Source organism: Lachnotalea sp. AF33-28, from assembly GCF_003477885.1.
GTDB lineage: Bacteria > Bacillota > Clostridia > Lachnospirales > Lachnospiraceae > AF33-28.
The window spans coordinates 315,206-337,244 of sequence record NZ_QUEE01000004.1; the positions used below are offsets into that span (position 1 = coordinate 315,206).

General features: G+C 50.2%; 16 protein-coding genes. 15 read left to right on the forward strand and 1 reads right to left on the reverse strand.

The window, feature by feature from the left end; all coding sequences use genetic code 11:
* Positions 1-66: 66 nt before the first annotated feature.
* Complete coding sequence (locus tag DWZ56_RS08080; protein WP_118555837.1) at positions 67-1,557, forward strand: glycoside hydrolase family 43 protein; 1,491 nt, start codon at positions 67-69, stop codon at positions 1,555-1,557.
* A 25-nt stretch (positions 1,558-1,582) separates the two neighbouring features.
* Positions 1,583-2,476, forward strand: a complete 894-nt coding sequence (locus DWZ56_RS08085; RefSeq protein ID WP_118555838.1) for a family 43 glycosylhydrolase — start codon at positions 1,583-1,585, stop codon at positions 2,474-2,476.
* 162 nt (positions 2,477-2,638) lie between these two features.
* Here DWZ56_RS08085 and DWZ56_RS08090 read toward each other — a convergent pair whose 3' ends face one another.
* Positions 2,639-3,499: a helix-turn-helix domain-containing protein gene (locus tag DWZ56_RS08090; protein ID WP_118555839.1), complete on the reverse strand. Its 861-nt coding sequence runs from the start codon at positions 3,497-3,499 to the stop codon at positions 2,639-2,641.
* Between the two features lie 285 nt (positions 3,500-3,784).
* Here DWZ56_RS08090 and DWZ56_RS08095 point away from each other — a divergent pair, with 285 nt between their 5' ends.
* The 13 genes from DWZ56_RS08095 (at position 3,785) to topA (ending at position 21,744) form a co-directional block, all read left to right on the forward strand.
* On the forward strand, positions 3,785-5,524 hold the full coding sequence (locus tag DWZ56_RS08095) for an extracellular solute-binding protein (protein ID WP_118555840.1): 1,740 nt from the start codon (positions 3,785-3,787) through the stop codon (positions 5,522-5,524).
* 103 nt (positions 5,525-5,627) lie between these two features.
* Positions 5,628-6,533 (forward strand): ABC transporter permease, encoded by a 906-nt coding sequence (locus DWZ56_RS08100; RefSeq protein WP_118555841.1) that lies wholly within the window; start codon positions 5,628-5,630, stop codon positions 6,531-6,533.
* A gap of 19 nt (positions 6,534-6,552) precedes the next feature.
* The gene (locus DWZ56_RS08105; RefSeq protein WP_118555842.1) at positions 6,553-7,437 is read left to right on the forward strand and encodes a carbohydrate ABC transporter permease; all 885 of its coding nucleotides are present in this window, start codon (positions 6,553-6,555) and stop codon (positions 7,435-7,437) included.
* Between the two features lie 19 nt (positions 7,438-7,456).
* Entirely contained in the window at positions 7,457-9,238 is a 1,782-nt protein-coding gene (locus DWZ56_RS08110; RefSeq protein WP_118555843.1) for a sensor histidine kinase, read from the forward strand.
* A 44-nt stretch (positions 9,239-9,282) separates the two neighbouring features.
* Positions 9,283-11,313 carry a glycosyl hydrolase 115 family protein gene (locus DWZ56_RS08115; RefSeq protein WP_158584497.1) on the forward strand — a complete coding sequence of 677 codons (2,031 nt, stop codon included), beginning with the start codon at positions 9,283-9,285 and terminating at the stop codon, positions 11,311-11,313.
* Positions 11,314-11,353: 40 nt separating this feature from the next.
* Positions 11,354-12,751 carry a response regulator gene (locus tag DWZ56_RS08120; RefSeq protein ID WP_118555845.1) on the forward strand — a complete coding sequence of 466 codons (1,398 nt, stop codon included), beginning with the start codon at positions 11,354-11,356 and terminating at the stop codon, positions 12,749-12,751.
* Positions 12,752-12,770: 19 nt separating this feature from the next.
* Positions 12,771-13,403 (forward strand): sce7726 family protein, encoded by a 633-nt coding sequence (locus DWZ56_RS08125; protein WP_147369398.1) that lies wholly within the window; start codon positions 12,771-12,773, stop codon positions 13,401-13,403.
* Between the two features lie 146 nt (positions 13,404-13,549).
* Complete coding sequence (locus DWZ56_RS08130) at positions 13,550-14,041, forward strand: CarD family transcriptional regulator (RefSeq protein ID WP_118555846.1); 492 nt, start codon at positions 13,550-13,552, stop codon at positions 14,039-14,041.
* A 113-nt stretch (positions 14,042-14,154) separates the two neighbouring features.
* Positions 14,155-15,762, forward strand: coding sequence for a xylulokinase (locus DWZ56_RS08135; RefSeq protein ID WP_118555847.1), 1,608 nt, complete (start codon positions 14,155-14,157; stop codon positions 15,760-15,762).
* Positions 15,763-15,773: 11 nt separating this feature from the next.
* Positions 15,774-16,745: a tRNA dihydrouridine synthase gene (locus DWZ56_RS08140; RefSeq protein WP_118555848.1), complete on the forward strand. Its 972-nt coding sequence runs from the start codon at positions 15,774-15,776 to the stop codon at positions 16,743-16,745.
* A 277-nt stretch (positions 16,746-17,022) separates the two neighbouring features.
* Positions 17,023-18,564, forward strand: coding sequence for a YifB family Mg chelatase-like AAA ATPase (locus DWZ56_RS08145; RefSeq protein WP_118555849.1), 1,542 nt, complete (start codon positions 17,023-17,025; stop codon positions 18,562-18,564).
* Between the two features lie 19 nt (positions 18,565-18,583).
* Positions 18,584-19,675: a DNA-processing protein DprA gene (gene dprA, locus DWZ56_RS08150; protein WP_118555850.1), complete on the forward strand. Its 1,092-nt coding sequence runs from the start codon at positions 18,584-18,586 to the stop codon at positions 19,673-19,675.
* Between the two features lie 11 nt (positions 19,676-19,686).
* Entirely contained in the window at positions 19,687-21,744 is a 2,058-nt protein-coding gene (gene topA, locus DWZ56_RS08155) for a type I DNA topoisomerase (protein WP_118555851.1), read from the forward strand.
* Positions 21,745-22,039 lie beyond the last annotated feature (295 nt).

A 22,039-nucleotide genomic window follows, 5' to 3' on the forward strand; every position in this document is an offset into this window, starting at 1 on the left:
TTGCCCTTACAATAAAAATAATGATATAATCATGCTCAAAACAGTTTATGTAAGGAGTGACAAGGTATGAAATATACAAATCCGATTATAAAAGGTTTCAACCCCGACCCGAGCATATGCCGCGTAGGAGACGATTATTATTTAGTCACAAGTACATTTGAATATTTTCCAGGTATCCCGGTTTATCACAGTACGGATTTGGTTAATTGGGTACAGATCGGCAACTGTATTGAACGCCCTGAACAGCTTCCGTTTGAAATGGCGGAGCCTGATAAGGGAATATGGGCGCCAACCATACGCTACCTTAACGGAAAATTCTATGTTACGGCAAAATTTATGGGTGTCGGTAATTTTATTGTAAGCTCAAACAATCCGGCGTCAGGATGGTCTGATCCGGTTACAGTAAATATTGGAGGAATAGATCCGTCTATACTGTTTGACGGCGGCAGGGCGTATTACTGCACAAACGCGCGCGGTGAAGATACCCGGGAATCAATATCGGCAGTCGAGATTAATGCTGATACAGGCGAAATGCTTAGCGATATAAAACAAATATGGCACGGTGACTGTAATGACAAACCGCAGTATTTGGAATCTCCGCATATATATCATATAAACGGCTGGTATTATCTGACTGCTGCAGAGGGAGGAACCGGGCAGAACCACATGATTACCTGTGCGAGAAGCAAAAATATATGGGGACCTTATGAAAACTGTCCGAATAATCCGATACTTACGAACAGATATGACAGTACAAAAGATGTTGCCTGCAGCGGTCACGGAGATTTTGTGGAGGATAAAAACGGAAACTGGTGGTGCGTACATCTTGCGACGCGGCCGGATGATGAGTGGTATTCACATATGGGGCGGGAAACATTTTTACTGCCTGTTGTATGGCAAGACGAATGGCCTGTTATAGCGGACAGAAAATCACACATTGAATACGATACACCTTTATTATGGAATAAACAGTGTACAAAAAAAATATGGACGGCGGATTTTACTAAAATCGAATCCAAATGGCTGTTTTTAAGAAAGCCTGTAAGTGAAAATTACATAGTGAGCGGCGGAAATGTGAGCTTGAAGCTTGCCGCTGTAAAAATATCCGATGAAACGGGCGCGCCGACCATGATGCTGATCCGTCAGCCGGATATAGAATGTACGGTAACTGCCGAAACGGACTTTGTTCCCCAAAATGACAGTGATGAGGCAGGAGTGGCGGTTTATATCTCAAATAAGGGGTATTATACCTTCTCAAAACTGCGCAGAAATACAAAAGATTATATCGTTATCGCTAAAAATGGCAGCGGTTTTGCGCCGATCAGCAGGGAAGTTGAAAACGGAAGGCTCACCCTGAAAATAGAAGCATCTAAGAAGAGTTATGATTTTTATTATGCCGTAAACGGCGGCGAATATATTCATGCGGGAAGCGCGCCTGTTTTGACAAGGGCGGACGCCGGCAAATGCTTTACGGGAACACTGATCGGTATATTTGCACAGTGCGAAAACAGAACAGAGGCGCAGATGACGGTTTTTGATTTTAAGACGGAAATATAGAAAAAGGGTAAAGGAGAAAAAATTTATGGATAATACGATCAGCAGAATTGCTCCTTTGCTTCAAACGAAGCTGAGAGATACATGTATTTGCCTGGCCGGTGACGGCTGCTATTACATGACCGGGTCTATCGGAGAGGATATCTGGGATCATAATGACGGTATACCGCTGTGGAAATCGGAGGATCTGATAAACTGGACGGATCTGGGGCTGGTTTGGACCTTTGAAAAAGATGCAACCTGGCAGAAAGCCTGGAGGACGCATCATGAGAAGCCCATCCGTTCGATCTGGGCGCCCGAGATTCACTATATCAGAGGGAATTTCTTTCTCACCTATTCCACTTCTCCGGGAGGAACCGGCATTTTGAAAAGTACGACGGGAAGGCCGGAGGGCCCCTATGTAAATGCGCTCCGGGAAGATAAGCCCCTGACGGACGGGATTGACGCGTCCCTTTTCGAGGATGAGGACGGCCAGGTGTATTTCCTGTATGGAGGCGGCATGATCGCAAGGATGGATGAGACGATGTCAGCGCTGGCAGAGGAACCCAGACGCCTGCTGTGTGATAGAAAGGATCCTGATCCGAACCGCCATGCGTCGAGAGGATACAAGGGAATGGACGAGATCGGATTTGAAGGCGCATTCCTTTTTAAATTTCAGAAGAAATATTTCCTGTCCTGCGGTGATTTCTGGTATGGGAGGTACAGCAGCATAGTTGCCGTGTCCGACAGTCTCTACGGCCCATACAGGAACCGCCATGAGGCCGTTACCTGCGGAGGACATAATAACTATTTTCAGGATAAAGACGGGCAGTGGTGGAGCACTTTTTTTGGTAATGACCCCAGCGCGCCTTTCCGTGAAAAGCCGGCGATTGTGAAAGTGGCCATTGATATGGAACAGGAACGGATTTATCCGTTTGATTAGAAACGAGAGTTCATGTGTCTTGCGACCGCTCTCATATCAATTTTATTGTTGGTGCAGTGCCGGCAGGAGTATCGGTGAAAGCCGCAGTCGGGAAACAGACAGCCTTAAGCATATCCCACAGAACATCCTTTGCTGAAAAGCAAGGAAATCTGCCGGATATGCTTATTTTGATACGACAGCCCCTTTCAGCCTGTTTTTGTACTGCAAAGGAGAGCACCCCACGATGAGTTTAAAGGTACGTCCAAAATGCGTAATGCTTTTAAACCCGCAGACAGATGAAATATCGGTGATAGACATATCCGTATTTTTCAAATATTCCTGTGATTTTTTAACCCTGTAGCTGTTTAAATATTCTATAATGGAAAATCCCGAATACTTCTTGAAATATGAACAGATATAATTTTTAGTGTATCCTGTAAAATCTGCTATCTCCTGTAATGTGATTGTATTTTCATAATTAGTAATTATATATTTCATAATAGCTTCGATCATGAGATGCGAGGACTCCGCGGCTTCTTTTTTCTCCCCGTAAATATCCTGCAGACGCGACAGCGTTATTAGCAGCTCTGCGGTTTTGATTTTAAGTGCAGCGGTCCGGCCGTTTAAACTGCCGTTATATTCTTGAAGTATGTCACTGAATTTTTCATAGGCACGCTCACCGTCGGTATCTCTTGGGGAAATAACGATTATTCCCCGATTAAAGCATTCAAATAAATTACAATCCAACAGAAACTCCGATAAAAACTCCTCTTTAAAATCTATCATTATCATTGAATATCCCGGCTTTTCCCAGTCGCCGACGCTGTGAATTTCGTATTTATTTATGAGCGCAATATCACCGGGGCTTATATGATAAATTCTGTCTTTGTAAAACAGCCGCCTCTCTCCTGTGATAAAATAATATATTTCATAAACATTATGAAAATGAAACGATTTCATATTAAATTCGACGGAACAGTTTTTATATACAGCGCTAAAATCATGAGTAACATCTGAATAATACTCGCTTTGAGGTGTGAACATAAATATTCTTCTCCATTACCGCAATAAATTAAACTTCTAACCTGAAATCCGGGTACAAAGATTTGATAAAATTTTATAGAGTCGATTATACAGCAGCTATATTCCAAAATCAAGAAGCTTAAGCAGGGTGTACAAGTGTTGACATACAGGTGCAGTTTTGTTAAATACAGCGCAGCAATGAAAACAAAAGTTACCCAAATGGAAAAAAGAGTGGGTGTCCCTGCGGGCAATCTTTCTTTATAATAGGGTTACAGTAAAAGAGGAAAGTAAAGGAGGAAGCAGATAATGAAGAGGAACAGAACATACCTTGCCAGGCTTGGGGCGCTTGTGCTTGCGGCAGCTATGCTTACCGGATGCGCGGGCCAGCCGGGCGGCAGCACAGAGGGCACTGCGGGGATAACCGCGGATGTAAAAACCGGAGCAGGAACTGCCCAGGGAGAAAACCTGCCGGTGGATGAATCCGGGAATCCCGATCCGCTGGGGAGATATCAGGAACCGGTATCGCTTAAGATTGCACAGACGGTCAATCCCACCATCCCCTTCCCGGAGGGACAGACGGCTACGGACAATGCGTTTTTTGATTACCTGAAAGAGGCGATGAACATTGAGGTAGAGGTAATGTGGCAGGCCGGTTCGGCGGATGATTATAATGAAAAGCTGAACCTTGCGATATCCAGCGGAGAACTTCCCGATCTGTTCAGCGTGGATGGGCCGCAGCTCAAGATGCTGATGGCTTCCGGGATGCTGGAGGACATTACAGAGAGCTATGAGATCTATGCCAGCGACCGCGTGAAGATGGCCATCGATTCAACGGAAGGAAAGGCGATGGAGGCGGTTTCCTACGACGGGGCCATGATGGCGTTGCCGAATGTCAAGGCGATGAAAGACGGCTATGACCTCCTGTGGATCAGGCAGGACTGGCTGGAGGAACTGGGACTGGAGGTGCCTAAGACGATCGATGAGATCCGGACAACAGCCAAATCCTTTATCGATCACCAGATGGGCGGAGATAAGACGATCGGATTGTTAAGCCCTTCATCGGGAAGCAGCCTGTATGCGAATTTCCTGAAATCGTCAGCCGTTATGTGCGGTTTGGGCGGTATCTTTCAGGCCAACCGGGCTTTTCCGGGCTATTGGATAAAGGATGAAAACGGAGAAACGGTATATGGGTCCCTGACACAGGAAACCAAAGAAACCCTGCAGATACTGGCGGATATGTATCAGGAAGGAACGCTGGATCCGGAGCTGGGTACCAGAAAGGATGCCGACGAAGCATGGAAATCCGGCCGTGCCGGCATGTTCTTCGGCCCCTGGTGGGTGGGTTATAACTTAAAAGATGCGCTGGCCAATGACCCCGGGGCGGACTGGCAGGCATACCCTTATCCGCTGACCGAGGATGGGAAATGGTCTGCTCACATGATGAACCCTTCCGATACCTTCTGCGTCATCAGAAAAGGATACGGGCATCCGGAGATTCTGATCCTGATGAATAATTATTATCAGCGCGACGCGGCAAAAGTAGATACGATGGGAGTGGATCTGGGACTGCTTCCGGCCCGCTTGCTGTTAAACATTGCGAAGCAGAAAGAAAGCGATGCGGAAATATTAAAGAAGTATCTGGAAACGGATACAGTACCGGACTATGACAAGGATGAACATAATCTGATGCAGAATGACCTGGATACGGTGAAGGGTGCAAAGCTGGAGCCGTATGACGATTACGGCATTGAAAATTGGAATATAGAGGATACCAATTTCCCCAGACTCTATTCGATCCTGGTCGGAGTCGGCGCAATCGATAAAGGTTATGAAACAGGGTGCGAGGAGACCTACAGCGATCTTTACTGGCAGACCGACAGCATGCAGAGAAAATGGTCAAATCTTCAGAAACTGGAAGACGAGATGTTCTTAAAGATGATTTTGGGAACGGTATCCATCGATGAGTTCGATCAGTTCGCGGCGGACTGGGAATCCCAGGGCGGCGCGGATATCACGAAGGAAGTCAGAGAAGCGGTACATAAGTAAGAAATGGGTTGCTATTCACAGCTGGCGTGAACTTCCCGCGTATGACAGACCATACTCTGGTCTGTCATAGCTGCTTGATCGGCAACATTAGGAGGATATTGTTATGCGGAAATTAAGCTGCCTGACAGCGGGTAATAAAAAGCACTACTGGCTCATGGTTCTGCCGGCGTTATTCTGGATGTTTTGTATTAATATCGCGCCGATCGGCGGCGTAATCATGGCATTTGAAGACTTTAATCCGGGGCTGGGACTGTTCAAATCGCCGTGGATCGGCCTGGAGAATTTTAAATATATGTTTCAGCTGAAAGATGTGAGACAGATATTGGGAAACACATTTCTGATCGCCTTCTGTAAGATTATAGGAAATCTGATCGTGCCGGTGGTGTTTGCCCTGCTGCTCAACGAAGTGAAGAATATGGTGTTTAAGCGCACCACACAGACGATCGTCTATCTGCCCCATTTTCTCTCCTGGGTGGCGCTTGGCGGCATGCTGATGGAGATCTTCGGCTATTACGGCCCGATCAATATGCTGCTGTCCGGCCTGGGATTTGACCGGATGCTGTTCTTCCAGGAGGGAGGGCTGTTTCGCGGCCTGATCATCGGAAGCGATATCTGGAAGGGCTTCGGTTTCAACGCGATCGTATACCTGGCGGCGCTCACCGGCATCAGCCAGGATCTGTATGAAGCGGCCGCCATAGACGGCGCGGGCAAATGGCAGCGCATGCTGCATATCACGTTGCCGGGCATAAAAGGGACCATTATACTGATGACCGTGCTGGGCCTGGGAAATATATTAAACGCCGGGTTTGACCAGATCTATAACTTGTATAACCCGGCGGTCTACAGTGCGGCGGACATCATTGATACCTGGGTTTACCGGGCGGGTTTGGTGGATATGCAGTTTTCACTGGCATCGGCGGTGGGACTTCTTAAGTCGGTTGTAGGATTTACCACGATATCCGTCTCCTATCTGATCGCCTACAAATTTGCCGGATACCGTATTTTCTGACGGCGGAAAGGATGATTTTATGATTGAGAAAAAGACATTTTCATCCAGGCTGGTCTACGGCCTGATCCTGGCGGTAATCACGGTCAGCGCCCTGTCCTGCCTGCTCCCGCTGCTCTATACGCTGGCGGTATCCCTAAGCAGCAAGTCCGCGGTGGCGGCCGGTAAGGTAGCTTTTGTACCGGTAGGATTTACCTTTAAATATTATCAGGAAATCATGAAGGACGCTCAGTTCTTAAATTCTTTCCTGATCTCTGTGAAAAGAGTTGTTCTTTCCACCGCGATTTCCCTGACGGTTCTGATCATGGCGGCCTATCCGCTGGCGAAATCGGCCAGACAGTTTCCGGCGAGAAATATCATACTCTGGCTCTGCATATTCTGTATGATGTTTTCCGGCGGTCTGATTCCGTGGTATATGACTATGAAACGTTACGGCCTGATCAACAACATCTTTGGCCTGGCCGTTTCCGGCGGTCTGCCGGTATTTAACCTGATCCTTTTCGTGAACTTTTTCCAGTCCATCTCAAAGGAGCTGGAGGAGGCGGCCATCGTGGACGGGGCGGGGCCCTGGAGGATACTGGTATCCATCATAGTCCCGGTGTCAAAGCCCATCATTGCCACCGTCGCGCTCTTTACCATAGTGGCGCAGTGGAATGAATTTTTTCACGGATATATCCTTTCCACCAACCTGTCCCATTATCCGCTGCAGTCCTATATCAAGCAGATGGTGGTTCAGATCGATTACAGCACTGTCACGGAGGACCAGCTGAAACATCTGGATAATCTGTCCAATACCGCGTTAAACTCCGCGAAAATATTTATATCGATGATCCCGGTCCTGCTCATCTATCCTTTCTTGCAAAAGTACTTTGTAAGCGGTATCATGTTAGGGAGTGTGAAAGAATAAAGGCGGGGAGGTGTGGCGGATGGACCGGGCAGGCAGAAGGAGAAAGCGGTATTCTCTGAAAGAGCGCATCCTGATTATATTCACGGTCATCATCGCGGCGTGCGCGGTCTGCATGACGGTGATCGCGCAGCATACGATCAGCAGATTTATCAATTCCAATGTGGAAAACGCGTATCAGGACATGGCATCCTCTATTCTGAATGGCTGTGAAAGCGTGATGGACAATCTGGAGCTGCTCTCACAGCAGCTGGGGTTCGGCGTGGTCACGTCCGAAAAGCTGCTGGATGCCGTGAATCAGGAACTTCCCGCCTACGACCGGGTGGAGCTGCAGAAGCAGCTTCAGGAGGATGTGCGTGTACTTTCTTTTACTAATTCCAATGTGGGGCTTGTGATCTACGATGACGGAGAAGAAGTGTTGTTTGATAATTACCCGGTCACCGATCTGAAAGATTTGACCCAACCCTCTCCGCTTTTGTATCAGAGCAAGGAGATCAGCTGCTACGGGCCCAGGAAGAGCCTGACGGCATTTATCGGTGAGGATGTGCTGATGCTTAGGCGCAGGATCAGCGGGCCGGCGGATGCGCCGCTTTATCTGACCATCGAGACGAATTTTAATACGCTGAAACGGATCTTCCCGGAGGAGAATCCGCTGATATTTACGGACCGGGAGGGCGTGATCACTTACAGCAGCGATCCGCAGCTCGCTAAAGCGGGCGGCAGGTGGGAGAATTCCGCTTCCTATAAGGCCTTTCCGATCGCATCGGACCGGGGATTTTCGCTGATCGTGCTGGTGGATCTAAACGAGATCAAAGGGGCCCAGCGCCAGGCATATCTGATGCTTCTGGTGGTGCTCGGCGTATTTGCCGCTGTTCTTGCGGTTCTTGCCTGGCTGCTCTGGCGCACCGTATATAAGCCGCTGCGTCTGTTTGATGAGCAGCTGGACGGCTTTCTTATGGAGGATGGGCAGCAGAAAGCAAAGGTCAGCACCGGCATGGAGGAATATGACCGCCTGCTGGAGCGGATGGGGGAGATGAAAGGCCAGATCAGGGAAATGATTGCGGAAATCATTTCCCACGAGGAGGATAAAAACCGCATGCAGCTGGAAAAGCTGCGGTATCAGATCAACCCGCATTTTTTGATGAATACGCTCAATACGGTGCACTGGATGGCCGTGATCAATTCCGAACAGGAGATTGACCGCGTGATACAGGCGCTGAACCGCCTTTTGCTCTACAATCTGGATAAGGACGGAGACAACACCGATATCGAGCGCGAACTGTCCGCTATCGGAGAATATATGCTGCTGCAGAAAGTGCGCTATGATTTCACCTATCGTGTATCCCGCAGGCCGGAAGGCGCCGTGTTCCATTATGCGACCCCTAAATTCATCCTGCAGCCCATCATAGAAAATTCGTTAAGCCACGGCTATCGGGAAAATATGCATATTGAAATTACGGTGGAGGATCAGGAAGATATGGTCTGTATCCGCATCGAAGATGACGGGGTGGGGATACCGGAGGACAAGTTGGCGTCACTGGATGTTAGAATCGCCAGTATCTGTGAGGATGCGGCTCACTATGAGGCCAACGCGATGGGGATTGGGCTTGAATATGTCATACAGTCCCTGACCGCTTTTTATGAAAAAAGAGGGAAGAAAGCAGGATTTGAACTGATGACTGGAAAAAACGGCGGCACTGCGGTGCATATGCGTATTCCGAAGATCGATTCCGGATATGATCCGGATAATTTGATGCAGACGGCCGGTCGTTTACCGGAAAATCCATGCGGACAGGAAAAATGATGAGGTCTGTCTGCGCAGCAGAGAAAATAATTTGGGAGAAAACTATGTTTGCTTTTACGAATAGAACATGTATAATCGGAAAATTAGACAGCCGCACCGTACAACTGTCCATAGACAGGCTGTACCGGGATATGGACATGGTATTTCCACGCTGCACATATAATGACGGCTGTGATACTTCGATCTGCTTTGAAAAACTGCCCCATATGGAAGCGGAGAGCTGGATCATTGAAATAAATAAAGACCGCATGGATGTGAAGGCCGCAGACGATCTGGGCATTGTCTATGCATTTGCCGAGATCAGCCGCCGCTTTCTGGGGGTTTTGCCTTTTTGGTTCTGGATGGACTGCAGGCCGGAAAGAAAAGCTGTTATATGGATTGAGGAACAGCGCATTGTATCGCGTAAAGCGGCCGTCCGTTACCGCGGATGGTTTTTTAATGATGAAACCTTTTTGTCCAGATGGAATCCGGGAGGTGATGAAACGCTGGCCTGGGAGATGGGTTTTGAGGCATGCCTGCGCTGCGGCGGCAACATGGTGATTCCGGGCGATGTGGATAATTTCAGAAAATACCGGAAACTGGCATCGGATATGGGACTGATTCTGACGCACCATCATGTGGAGATACTGGGCGCGCCGATGTTTCTGAATGTTTATCCTGAAGAGAATCCCTCCTACCGTGAAAACGGCGCTTTGTTTGAAAAGCTGTGGGAGGACGCGGTCAGAGAACAGGCGGGAGAGCGGACCGTCTATGCGGTGGGGTTTCGCGGGCAGGGGGACTGCGCGTTCTGGGAGTCTGAAGGCGCGGGCGCTGATATGACGGATCAGGAGAAGGGGGCCTTTATCAGCGGAATAATCAGGAAACAAGCCGCCCTTGTCCGCAAATATGTAAAGGATGCGGTGCTCTGCACCAACCTGTACGGAGAACTGATGGAGCTGTACCGGGAAGGCTGCCTGGACATACCGGAGGACATCATAAAAATCTGGGCGGATAACGGCTACGGCCGGATGGTGGCACGCAGAAGGGACAATCACAATCCCCGTACGCCCGCTCTGCCTGCCGGAGCCGATGAGCGGAAAGGAAAACACGGAATCTATTATCACGCCTCTTTTTATGACCTGCAGGCCGCCAGCCATACCACGATGCTGCCCCAGCCCCCTGAATATTTCGACAGGCAGCTTTGGGAAGCGTTTGAAAACGGCCTGACCGAGTATCTGATCGTAAACTGCTCCAGCGTCCGCCAGCATGTGTGCACGCTGGATATGATCAGCAGGATCTGGAACGGAGAGCACATTGATTCCGCCGGCTTTTATTCGGATTTTGCCGGCCGGTATTTTAAAAACGGCTCTCTAAGGATTGCGAAACTGTATGAAGAGTATCCGATGCGCTGTATCCGTTACGGCTTTCAGGAGGATGAGACGGCGGGAGAACAGTTTTATACGCACTGCGTGCGGATCCTTGCCGGAGAGTGGATGCAGGATTGCAAAAGGCCGGCGCAAGCTCTTGACTGGGCGGTGAAGACGGATAGCCTGGCCTCACAGGTCGCATGGCTTCAGGAAAAATGCGCGGGGAAGGAACGGGAATTTTTTGATTACGCAGAGCGCTGTGAAGCGGAAGGAGAACGGCTGTACGGAGTGCTGACGCTTCAGGTGATCCTTCATCGGGAGGGATGTGCGGGAGTCGGACATTTCTGTGAAGCATGGCATTTATGGGAGCAGCACGACTTTATGGAAGCTTTCTATGAATGCGGGCTGGCGGCGGAGCACTTTTCAGAAGGCCATGAGGCGCTTTTAAGGGCTGAAACAGGGATCTGGAAGGGATTTTATCAGTTCGAGCGGTTTGCGGATTACAAATTTGCCGCGCATACGCTGCGCTGCCTCATGAGTTATATCCGCATATATGATGACGGCCCTTCCTATTACCGCTGGGATGCGAAGCTTCGCAGGCTGTGCGGTAAGGGCGAGATTTTTTCCAATTGGGATAACCATGAGACCGAGGCTGAGCTGTTTGGCAGAATGAAGGCTATCAGGTGCGGGACCCTTAAAAATGAGTTGATTGTATGGAGGAGAGTATGATATAGTTTTTAGAGCGCATAAACATCAGAGGGGGATCGGTATGCTGAAGGTTCTGATAGTGGATGATGACAAGCTCACGAGAAAGGGACTCATTGCGGTCATGCCATGGGATAAATACGGCATGGAGGTGGCCGGAGAGAGCAGCAACGGTGTGCAGGCTCTGGAATTTTTGGACAAACATGAGGTGGACCTGGTCTTAAGCGATCTGGAGATGCCGCTGATGTCCGGCCTGGAATTCATGAAGCAGGCCAAAGCGCGTTATCCCGGTCTGCAGTTTGTAGTGCTCACCGTACATACGGATTTTGAGTATATCCAGCAGGCTCTAAGGCTGGGGGCGATCGACTATATTGCCAAGGTTCAGTTCGATAAGGAAAATCTGGATGCGATCCTGAATCGGATATCGGACCGCATGAAAAAAGAACTGGAGCGCAAAGGAACGGCCGTGAAGGATGAGCGCATTCATGCGGATGCGGTCTATGCGCTGATCGAGGAAATGAGCGGGGATGAGGACTGCGCGGAAGTATTTTTAAGCAAGAACGATATATGGACGAAACCTGGTTTTCATGAGATGGCGTCCGGCATCTGGTACTGGAATCAGGAGTCGGATGAATTTCTGTTCCCCGAGCGGTTTGACGGCTGCATGCTCCTTTCAGTCAGCCGGACACAGGGGCTTTCAAAGCATCAGCTGGAAAAAGCCCTGCTGAAATATAAACGTGAGAAATTCTTCTGGGATTATACAGGAAACCGAGAGATCATCAGCTATCCATACCAGGAGCTTCTTAGGCAGCAGGAGCCAGTGAACGAGGAAGAATTTCAGACGCTGAAAAAGCGCTGGCTGTCGTTTAAGTGGATTCAGGAAGAGTCTCTTTTTGAGAAAATCCGTTTTGATTTAAAGAAAAGCAACCTGACCGTGGCCAGGCTGTACCATATCATGCTGGCGCTGGAAAATGCCTGGAACCAGAACTACGGCGCGGTGGCGGATAAACAGATCACGATGCCGCCGGAATTTCACAGCTGGCAGGATGTGGAGCAGTGGCTTGGAGCCCTTTACGCCGAAGGCGCGGGTCTATCCTCGAATTCCCAGCTGTCAGGGGATATAAAGGCTGCGATACTGCGGGCAAAGCGGTATGCGGATGAACATTATACGGAGCACATTGTTTCGGAGGAACTGGCCCAGCGACTGAACATCAGCCGCAGCTACTTCAGCATCTGTTTCGGAAGGGTAGTGGGCGTTCCCTTCAATGAGTATCTGCGGGGCGTCCGCGTGAGAAAGGCGAAGGAATATCTGGAATACACACAGAAGAGCATTGCCGCCGTTGCGGAGGCTGTGGGCTATGAGGATGAGAAGTATTTCAGCAGGGTGTTCAAAAAAGCCATCGGCATGAGCCCCGGAGAGTACCGTAAACGGGTTCAGAGAAACGGGCTGGCGGATTTATAGAAAGGAAACGGAACGAAGGATGCTGGATAAGGATATGCGGGAACCGCTGTTTGACTATCTGGATGAGTATTATGGAAAGATCCGCATATTTGAAGAGAAGATCACGGGCGGCTCCAGGGCGGATGTGATCGGCATCATCGACGGAAATGTTCTGGGGTTTGAGATCAAGAGCGACGGGGATTCCTATACCAGACTTAAGACACAGACAGCCGATTATGACAGGCTTTGCGATTACAATTATCTGGTGGTGGGGAAGTCGCACAGAAAACATGCCGCTTCCCATGTCCCCGATCACTGGGGGCTGCTCTGCATATTTGATGAAGGGGAAGGCGAAACGGTGGAATGTATCCGCACCCCTGCCTTAAATCCCGGCGCCTCCTTAAAAAAACAGATTGAGCTGTTGTGGCGCCCCGAACTTAGCCGGCTGCAGGAATGGAACGGTCTGCCCGCCTATAAGCAGAAAAGCAAGTTGTTTGTCAGGGAGATGATCGTGGAAAAGGTGCCGGAAGAAGTGCTGAAGCGGCAGATGACGGATCTGTTGTTTGAGCGGGATTATGACCTGCTGCTCAAAGAAATCGAGGAGGCCCGCAGCCTTAGACGTCCGCGCCGGAGGAGAAGAAGGGCGCGCATCCGCGTCCGCACGTCACGGTAACAGCATTTTTTTTGCGGCATTGCTGGCGAAACTGCTCAAAATGTGCTATACTATAAGTACAGGTGCTATTTCGATAACATTATGTGATCGAAACAGCGCCTTTTATTTTCCGTAACTTGTGGCTGTCGAGAAAGTATGGTGAGTTTATGTTTCAGGTAAATGACATGGTGGTTTATGGGTACAGTGAAATCTGTGAAATCAAAAAAATCGGTATCCCGGAGTTTGTGGGAGGTGTTGACAAGTACTATTACCTGCGCCCTGTCGGTGGAGCATCCACCACAACGCTGTATGTGAAAACTACAAATATCAGAAAAAATATGCGCAGCATCCTTCGGGAGGGGAAAGCGGAGGAGCTTCTTAGACACAGTGGGAGCGGCGCATCGATCTATAACAGAGACAGCAGAATCCGCATGAAAGAATACACGGATATTCTCTATTCCTGCGACTGCGCGAAATGGATGGGCATGTTTCTTGGGCTATGTGGGGCGAAAAAAAATAAGGATAAGGCAGGACATGGGCTGAATATCAATGATAAGTGGTTTCTGGATAAGGTTACGGACTGCCTGGCGTCGGAACTGTCCCTCGCATTGCGGATCCCGGAGGAAGAGGCCAGAAATAAGCTGGAGCAGCTGTTATAATACGTATGGGACGAAACTCCGGTCCGCCCGGGCTTACTGTGCAAATAGTGCTGGCAAAGCCGGTTTATATTTGATATAATATCGCCAGATATTATATCCGAGGAGGTATATTCATGTATTCAAATACGGACGAAATCAGAGAAGTCATAAAACAGGGGAAGGCGGTGCTGGGCATTGAGCTGGGCTCCACGCGCATCAAAGCCGTGCTGATCGGAGAAGATCATGCGCCCATCGCATCCGGCAGCCACGACTGGGAGAACCGTTATGTGGACCATATATGGACCTATACGCTGGAGGATATCTGGGAAGGCATACAGGACAGCTATCGGAACATGGCGGCAGAGGTCATGGACCGGTACGGCGTGCCGGTCACCGGATTGGCAGCCATCGGATTCAGCGCGATGATGCACGGCTACATGGTATTCGATAAGGATGAAAAGCTGCTTGTTCCTTTCCGTACCTGGAGAAATACGGTCACCGGGCCGGCCTCGGAGAAGCTGACGGAGTATTTTCAGTACAATATCCCGCAGCGCTGGAGCATCGCCCACCTCTACCAGGCGATTCTGAATAAGGAAGATCATGTAAAAGATATCGACTATATGATTACGCTGGAAGGGTATGTGCATTGGAAACTCACCGGCAGGAAGGTGCTTGGCATCGGCGATGTGGCCGGCATGTTTCCGGTGGATTTTGAAAAAAGAGATTTTGACCAGCATATGATTGACCGGTTTGATGAACTGGTGGCGGATCAAAAGCTTCCTTGGAAACTTCGGGACATCCTCCCTCATGCGCTGACAGCCGGAGAGAATGCCGGGTATCTGACGGAAGAGGGCGCAAGGCTTTTGGATGTATCGGGCAGTCTGCGTGCGGGCATCCCTATGTGTCCGCCGGAAGGTGACGCGGGAACCGGCATGGTGGCCACCAACAGTGTGGCGGAGCGCACCGGCAATGTATCGGCAGGAACCAGCGTATTTGCCATGGTAGTTCTGGAAAAGAAACTGGGTAAAGTCTATCCTGAGATCGATCTGGTCACCACCCCGGCAGGCAGCCCGGTCGCCATGGTACACTGCAATAACTGCACATCGGATTTAAACGCATGGGTAGCCCTGTTTAAGGAGTTCGCCTGTGAGATGGGCATAAAGGTGGATATGAACCAGCTGTTTAAAACCCTGTACCGCAAGGCTCTTGAAGGAGATCCGGACTGCGGCGGCCTTTTGTCTTACGGCTATTATTCCGGAGAACATATCACTCATTTCGAAGAGGGCAGACCGTTGTTTGTGAGAACGCCGGACAGCAGATTCAATCTGGCCAATTTTATGAGAGTGCATCTGTTTACGGCGCTTGGCGCGCTGAAAACCGGCATGGATATCCTGGTTAAGAAGGAAAATGTGAAGGTGGACGCGCTGCTGGGCCACGGGGGACTCTTCAAGACTCCCCAGGTCGGACAGCAGATCATGGCAGGCGCGATGAATGTGCCGGTATCTGTGATGGAGACAGCCGGTGAGGGCGGCGCCTGGGGCATCGCGCTTCTGGCTTCCTATCTGGTACATAAAGAGGACGGAGAGACTCTGGACCGCTATCTGGCGGATAAAGTATTTGCAGGTGAGAAGGGCAGCCGTATAGAGCCGGATCCTGCAGACGTACAGGGCTTTGAGAAATTTATGGAGCGCTACAGCGAAGGACTCGCCATTGAGCGGGCGGCTGTAGAGCATCTGGCATAGTCTGCGGGGCCATGAGGATCTATATGGCGCCCATGGAGGGCATTACAAGATATATTTACCGAAATGCGCAGCATACGCATTTCGGAGGCGTGGATACATACTTCACTCCCTTTTTATCACCCAGCCAGCATCATCGGTTTACCGTAAGGGAGCGGCGGGATGTGCTGCCTGAGCATAACCGGGACATGCATATCGTCCCGCAGCTTCTGACAAACCGGGCCGAAGATTTTATTTGGGCGGCGAGAGAATTAAGGCAGCTTGGATATGAAGAAATCAATCTCAATCTGGGCTGCCCTTCCGGGACTGTGGCGGCAAAATATAAGGGGGCCGGGTTCCTTGCAAAGAAGGAAGAACTGCAGCATTTTCTGGATGAGGTTTTCATGGCTCTGGATCTGAAAATTTCATTAAAGACCAGAATCGGAGTGGAGCGGCCGGAAGAATTTTATGATCTGATGGAGATCTATAACCGGTTTCCGCTTTCAGAGCTGATCATCCATCCCAGAGTCCGGACTGATTTTTACCGGAACACACCGAATCTTGAGATATTTAAGGATGCAGTCCGGCTTTGCAAGAGCCCTGTCTGCTATAACGGCGATCTGTTTACATCGTCGGATTACCGCGAGTTTGTGCAGGAATTCCCTTCGGTGGACAGGCTGATGCTCGGCAGAGGCCTCATCGCCAATCCGGGGCTGGCCCGCGAAATGCTCGGAGGGCCGTCTGTCGATGCGGATCATTTGTTCCGGATGCATCAGGATGTTTATATGGGGTATCGCAGTGAGATACCCGAAGCCAATAATGTGCTGTTTAAAATGAAAGAACTGTGGGCATATATGGCATACCTGTTTGAGGACTGCCGCAAATATGTAAAAAGGATCAGAAAAGCACGCAGTTTTACGGAGTATGAGGATGCGGTCAGAGAGCTGTTTAGCAGCTGCCGCATCATGGAGGGAGCGGGTTTTGCGGGCAGGGAAATGCCGGCTTAACTCCCCTTCCACCCGCTCTTCCCCTATCAAAAACCGCTTGTCAGATTGCGAAAAAAGGTTATAATAATAGTATTGGAATATTCACATAATTTTTTCTGTCATGGCATTTCAGCCAATTTTTCCAAACAACCAGCAATATTAATTAAGGACATTCACATCCCCTGCGGATATAGCTGCGTGGCTTTATTCTGTCGTTTATGACGGCGCCGCTGCATGATCGGCCTTAAACCGGTGCGGACTGGGCAGGTGAAGGTCAGTAAGAAAGGAGAACCTGTTATTGTTCAGTAAAGTGATGAGTGCCTGTCTCCATGGCCTGGAAGGGATGATGGTTAATGTGGAGGTAGATATTTCCACAGGCCTGCCTCAGGTGGAGATGGTGGGCGTTTTGGCAGCGGAGGTGAGGGAGGCTAGGGAACGGGTGCGGACTGCCCTGAAAAACTCGGGCTATCTGATTCCTGCGCGCAGGATTACGGTTAATTTATCACCGGCTGATGTGAGAAAAGAAGGGACGGGGTTCGATCTGCCCATTGCGGTGGGCATCATCAGCTCATTGGGAGTGCTGCCGCAGTCATCCCTTGCCGATGTCATGATCGTAGGAGAACTGAGTCTGGACGGCACAGTCCGTCCTATAAACGGCGTGCTATCCATCGTGGATGGGGCCAGGAAAGCGGGGGTCAGGCGGTGCTATGTTCCAAAGGCGAACGCGGCGGAAGGGGCCGTGGTGGAAGGGATCGAAGTGGTAGGAACGGAAAGCATCGGCCAAATGATCGGCTATCTTCAGCATCCCAAGGAGGCACAGCCGGTGACGGTGGATACGCAGGGGCTGCTTTTGGGACATGAGGACGGATATGATGTGGACTTTTCGGAGATCAACGGACAGGCTGCGCTCAAACGCGCGGCAGAGGTCGCGGCCGCCGGCATGCACAACCTGCTTTTAATCGGACCGCCAGGTTCCGGCAAGACCATGCTCGCACGGAGAATCCCCACCATACTTCCCTCCGTCACCCTGGAGGAAAGCATCGAGATAACCAGGATATACAGCATCTGCGGCCTGCTCCCCAAAGACAGTCCTCTTATACTGAAACGGCCGTTTCGCTCCCCGCATCACACGGTCTCCTCCAGCGCGCTCACCGGCGGAGGTCTGGTGCCAAAGCCGGGAGAGGTGACACTGGCAACCCATGGAGTGCTGTTTTTGGATGAACTGCCTGAGTTTCAGAAGAATTCGCTGGAGATTTTAAGACAGCCGCTGGAGGACCGCTGCATCACGATTGCGCGGGTGCACGGCTCCTATACCTATCCGTCGAATTTTATGCTGGTTGCCGCAATGAATCCGTGCAGCTGCGGTTATTATCCGGATATGAATCTGTGCCGGTGCAGCAGACGGGAGATTAACCGCTATCTGGGGAGGATCAGCCGTCCTTTGCTGGACCGCATTGATATCTGTATGGAGGCGCCTAAAATACCGTGCAGCGAATTGCAGCTGCAGGCTCCAAACCGGCAGAATGAAACTTCGGCCAAGATCCGCGCCCGGGTGGAACGTGCGCGCCGGATACAGGAAGAGCGTTTTAAAGGAGATGCGATACGCTTTAATTCAGAGATCACAGGGAAAAAGCTGCACCGCTACTGCCGGCTGGATCAGGCGGAGAATGCATTGATGCAGAAGGTGTTTGAAACGATGGAGCTAAGCGCCAGGGGATATCACCGCATCGTAAAGGTGGCCCGTACCATAGCGGATCTGGACGGATCAGAAAAAATCCTGGAGCGGCATTTGAGTGAAGCCGTCTGCTATCGCAGCGTGGATCAGAAATTCTGGGGATAATAAATTGCGGGAGGGCAATATGACAATAACGGAAACATACTATTGGCTTAACAATATAACGGGTGTGGGCGCGGTGAAGGTCCGCGCCATGAGCGAATATTTCGGCACCGTTTCCGGCATATATAATATAGAAGGAAGGGAATTGGAAAATTTGGGGATACTGCGGGGCAGAGAGATCGATGCCTGGGAGGAATGCAGGAAAAATAAAGAAAAAATCCTGGAAGGTTATCATAGTATGAAGGAAAAAGGCATACGGTTTATTACGGTGGAAGACGAAGAGTATCCCGAACGTCTGAAACCGCTTTATGACAGGCCGTTTGCACTGTTTGTAAAAGGGCGGATTTTGCAGGACGGACGCCCGTCAGCCGCGATCGTGGGAGCAAGAAAATGCAGCTACTATGGCCGGGAGACCGCCCAGAGGATTGCCAGGGAATTAAGCCGCGCGGGAGTGCAGATTGTGAGCGGACTGGCCTATGGGATCGACGGCTGCGGCCATAAAGGCGCTCTGGACGCGGGCGGCGACACCTATGGGGTGCTGGGCTGTGGGGTGGATATCTGTTATCCGCTGCAAAACTGGGAGATGTATCTTAAAATGCAGGTAAAGGGGGGCGTGATTTCAGAGTTTGCTCCGGGCACCAAGCCTCTGGCAGCCCATTTCCCGATGAGAAACCGCATAATCAGCGGACTGTCGGACGCGGTGATCGTTGTGGAAGCGAAAGAACACAGCGGTTCTCTGATCACGGTGGATCAGGCCCTGGAACAGGGAAAACAGGTTTTTGCGCTTCCGGGAAGGATATCGGATACCTTAAGCCAGGGCTGCAACCGCCTGATAAAGGAGGGCGCGGAGGTTTTGACAGATGTGAAAGATGTGCTGGAGTTCTTTCATCTGGAAGGGAGTGAACCGGGCAAAAACGGCGCTTCCGGAAAAATAGGTCTTGCCATAAATGAGGAAAAGGTGTATAGTGGTCTGGATTTACAACCGAAACATCTGGAGGAAATCTCGCAGCTATGCGGGCTTTCCATACATGAAACCGCTGCGGTATTGTTGAAGCTTGAACTGGACGGACTCATAGCGCAGCCGGTAAAGAACTATTATGCACTACGAGGCTAAGGGAGAGTAAAATGGCAAAGTATTTAGTAATCGTGGAGTCACCGGCCAAGGTGAAGACAATCAAAAAATTTCTGGGTGCCAACTATGATGTGGAAGCATCCAACGGACATGTAAGAGATCTGCCCAAGAGTCAGATGGGCGTTGATATAGACAATGACTATGAACCGAAGTATATCACAATCAGAGGAAAGGGAGATGTCCTTGCCAATTTACGCAAGAAAGTAAAAAAAGCAGATAAAGTTTATCTCGCGACCGACCCGGACCGCGAGGGGGAGGCCATCAGCTGGCATTTGTATTACGCATTAAAGCTGGAGAATAAAAAAGTCCAGAGAATCACATTTAACGAGATTACTAAGAATGCGGTGAAAAATTCCCTCAAAGAGCCGAGGGATATCAATATGAACCTGGTGGATGCTCAGCAGGCCAGAAGAATCCTGGACCGGATGGTGGGCTACAGCATCAGCCCTCTGCTCTGGGCTAAGGTGAAGCGCGGATTAAGCGCTGGGCGCGTGCAGTCCGCCGCTCTCCGTCTGATCTGTGACAGGGAGGAGGAGATCAACGCCTTTGTGCCGGAGGAGTATTGGTCCCTGGAAGCGCTGCTGGATGTGAAAGGTGAGAAAAAGCCGCTGGAGGTGAAATATCAGGGGGATATCGCCAGTAAAGAGGAATTGGATGTGATCCTCAAGGATCTTGAGGGCGCGAAGTTTGTAATAAAGGATATCAAGAAGGGTGAGCGGACCAAAAAGGCGCCCCTGCCCTTTACCACCAGCACGCTGCAGCAGGAAGCTTCCAAACAGCTGAACTTCTCCACGCAGAAAACCATGCGGCTGGCACAGCAGCTGTATGAAGGTGTGGATGTAAAGGGACAGGGCAGCATCGGTGTGATCACCTACCTGCGTACGGATTCCGTCCGCATCTCCGAAGAGGCGGATAAGGCCGCCAGAGAGTACATTCACAAGCAGTACGGAGAGAAATATGTGGCTTCCGGAGAAGAATCCAAAAAGAGCGGCGGGAAGATACAGGACGCCCATGAAGCGATCCGTCCTACGGATATCAGCCTGACGCCGGTGGTTCTGAAGGAGTCTTTGAGCCGGGATCAGTTCCGTTTATATCAGCTGATCTGGAGACGCTTTACGGCCAGCAGGATGCAGCCGGCTGTATATGAGACCACGACTGTCAGAATAAATGCGGGAGAGAAGCATATTTTCGGCGCCAGCACTTCCAAATTAAGCTTTGAAGGATTCCTTTCCGTATATATAGAAGATGAAGAGAAAAAAGAAAATAATGTTCTGGTCCGCAGTCTGGATAAGGATACGGTTCTCTCTTTGATCGAGTACGAAAGCAAACAGCATTTTACCCAGCCCCCCGCGCATTTTACCGAGGCTGCGCTCGTAAAGACGCTGGAGGAGGACGGGATCGGGCGTCCCAGCACCTATGCGCCGACGATCACCACGATTCTGGCCAGAAGATATGTGGTTAAGGAAAATAAAAATCTGTATGTGACCGAGTTGGGCGAAGTGGTGAACGATATGATGAAAAAATCCTTCCCCAGCATCGTGGATGTGACATTTACCGCCAATATGGAGTCTCTGCTGGATATGGTGGAGGAAGGGCTGGTACAGTGGAAAACGGTAGTGCGCAATTTCTATCCGGACCTGGATGAAGCCGTAAAACAGGCGGAAAAGGATCTGGAAAGCGTAAAGATCGCGGACGAGGTATCCGATGTGATCTGCGAGAACTGCGGCCGGAATATGGTGTTTAAATATGGCCCTCACGGTAAATTCCTGGCCTGCCCGGGCTTTCCTGACTGCAAGAATACAAAGCCATACTTCGAAAAGACCGATGTTCCCTGCCCGAAATGCGGGGGGGATGTGCTGATCAAGAAGACCAAGAAGGGCAGGCGCTACTACGGCTGCGCCAACAATCCGGAATGCGACTTCATGTCCTGGCAGAAGCCGTCCGCAGAAAAATGCCCCAACTGCGGAAGCTATATGGTGGAGAGAGGCAACAAAGTGACCTGCTCCAATGAAAATTGCGGGTACAGCGCCAGCATTAAAAAAGAAGCCTGATAGTTTCGTGTACGGGCTGCGGTAAAATATGAGTGTATTCATATTTGCTGCAGCCCTTTTTAATTACATAGGAAAGTTCTCCGAACTCTCCTATGTAATTAAAAGCCCTCCGGGCAGGAACGCACTGTGGCGGAATGGAATGATGTCGCTGAAGCGACCCGCCGCAGGCGGAGAATCCCGCGAGCGGGATTCTTTTTTGTTCAATAGGAAAATACGACCTATTGAACAAAAAACGCTCCGCGTAGGAACGCACTGCGGCGGGAAGGTATTATGTCGCCAAGGCGACCCGCCGCAG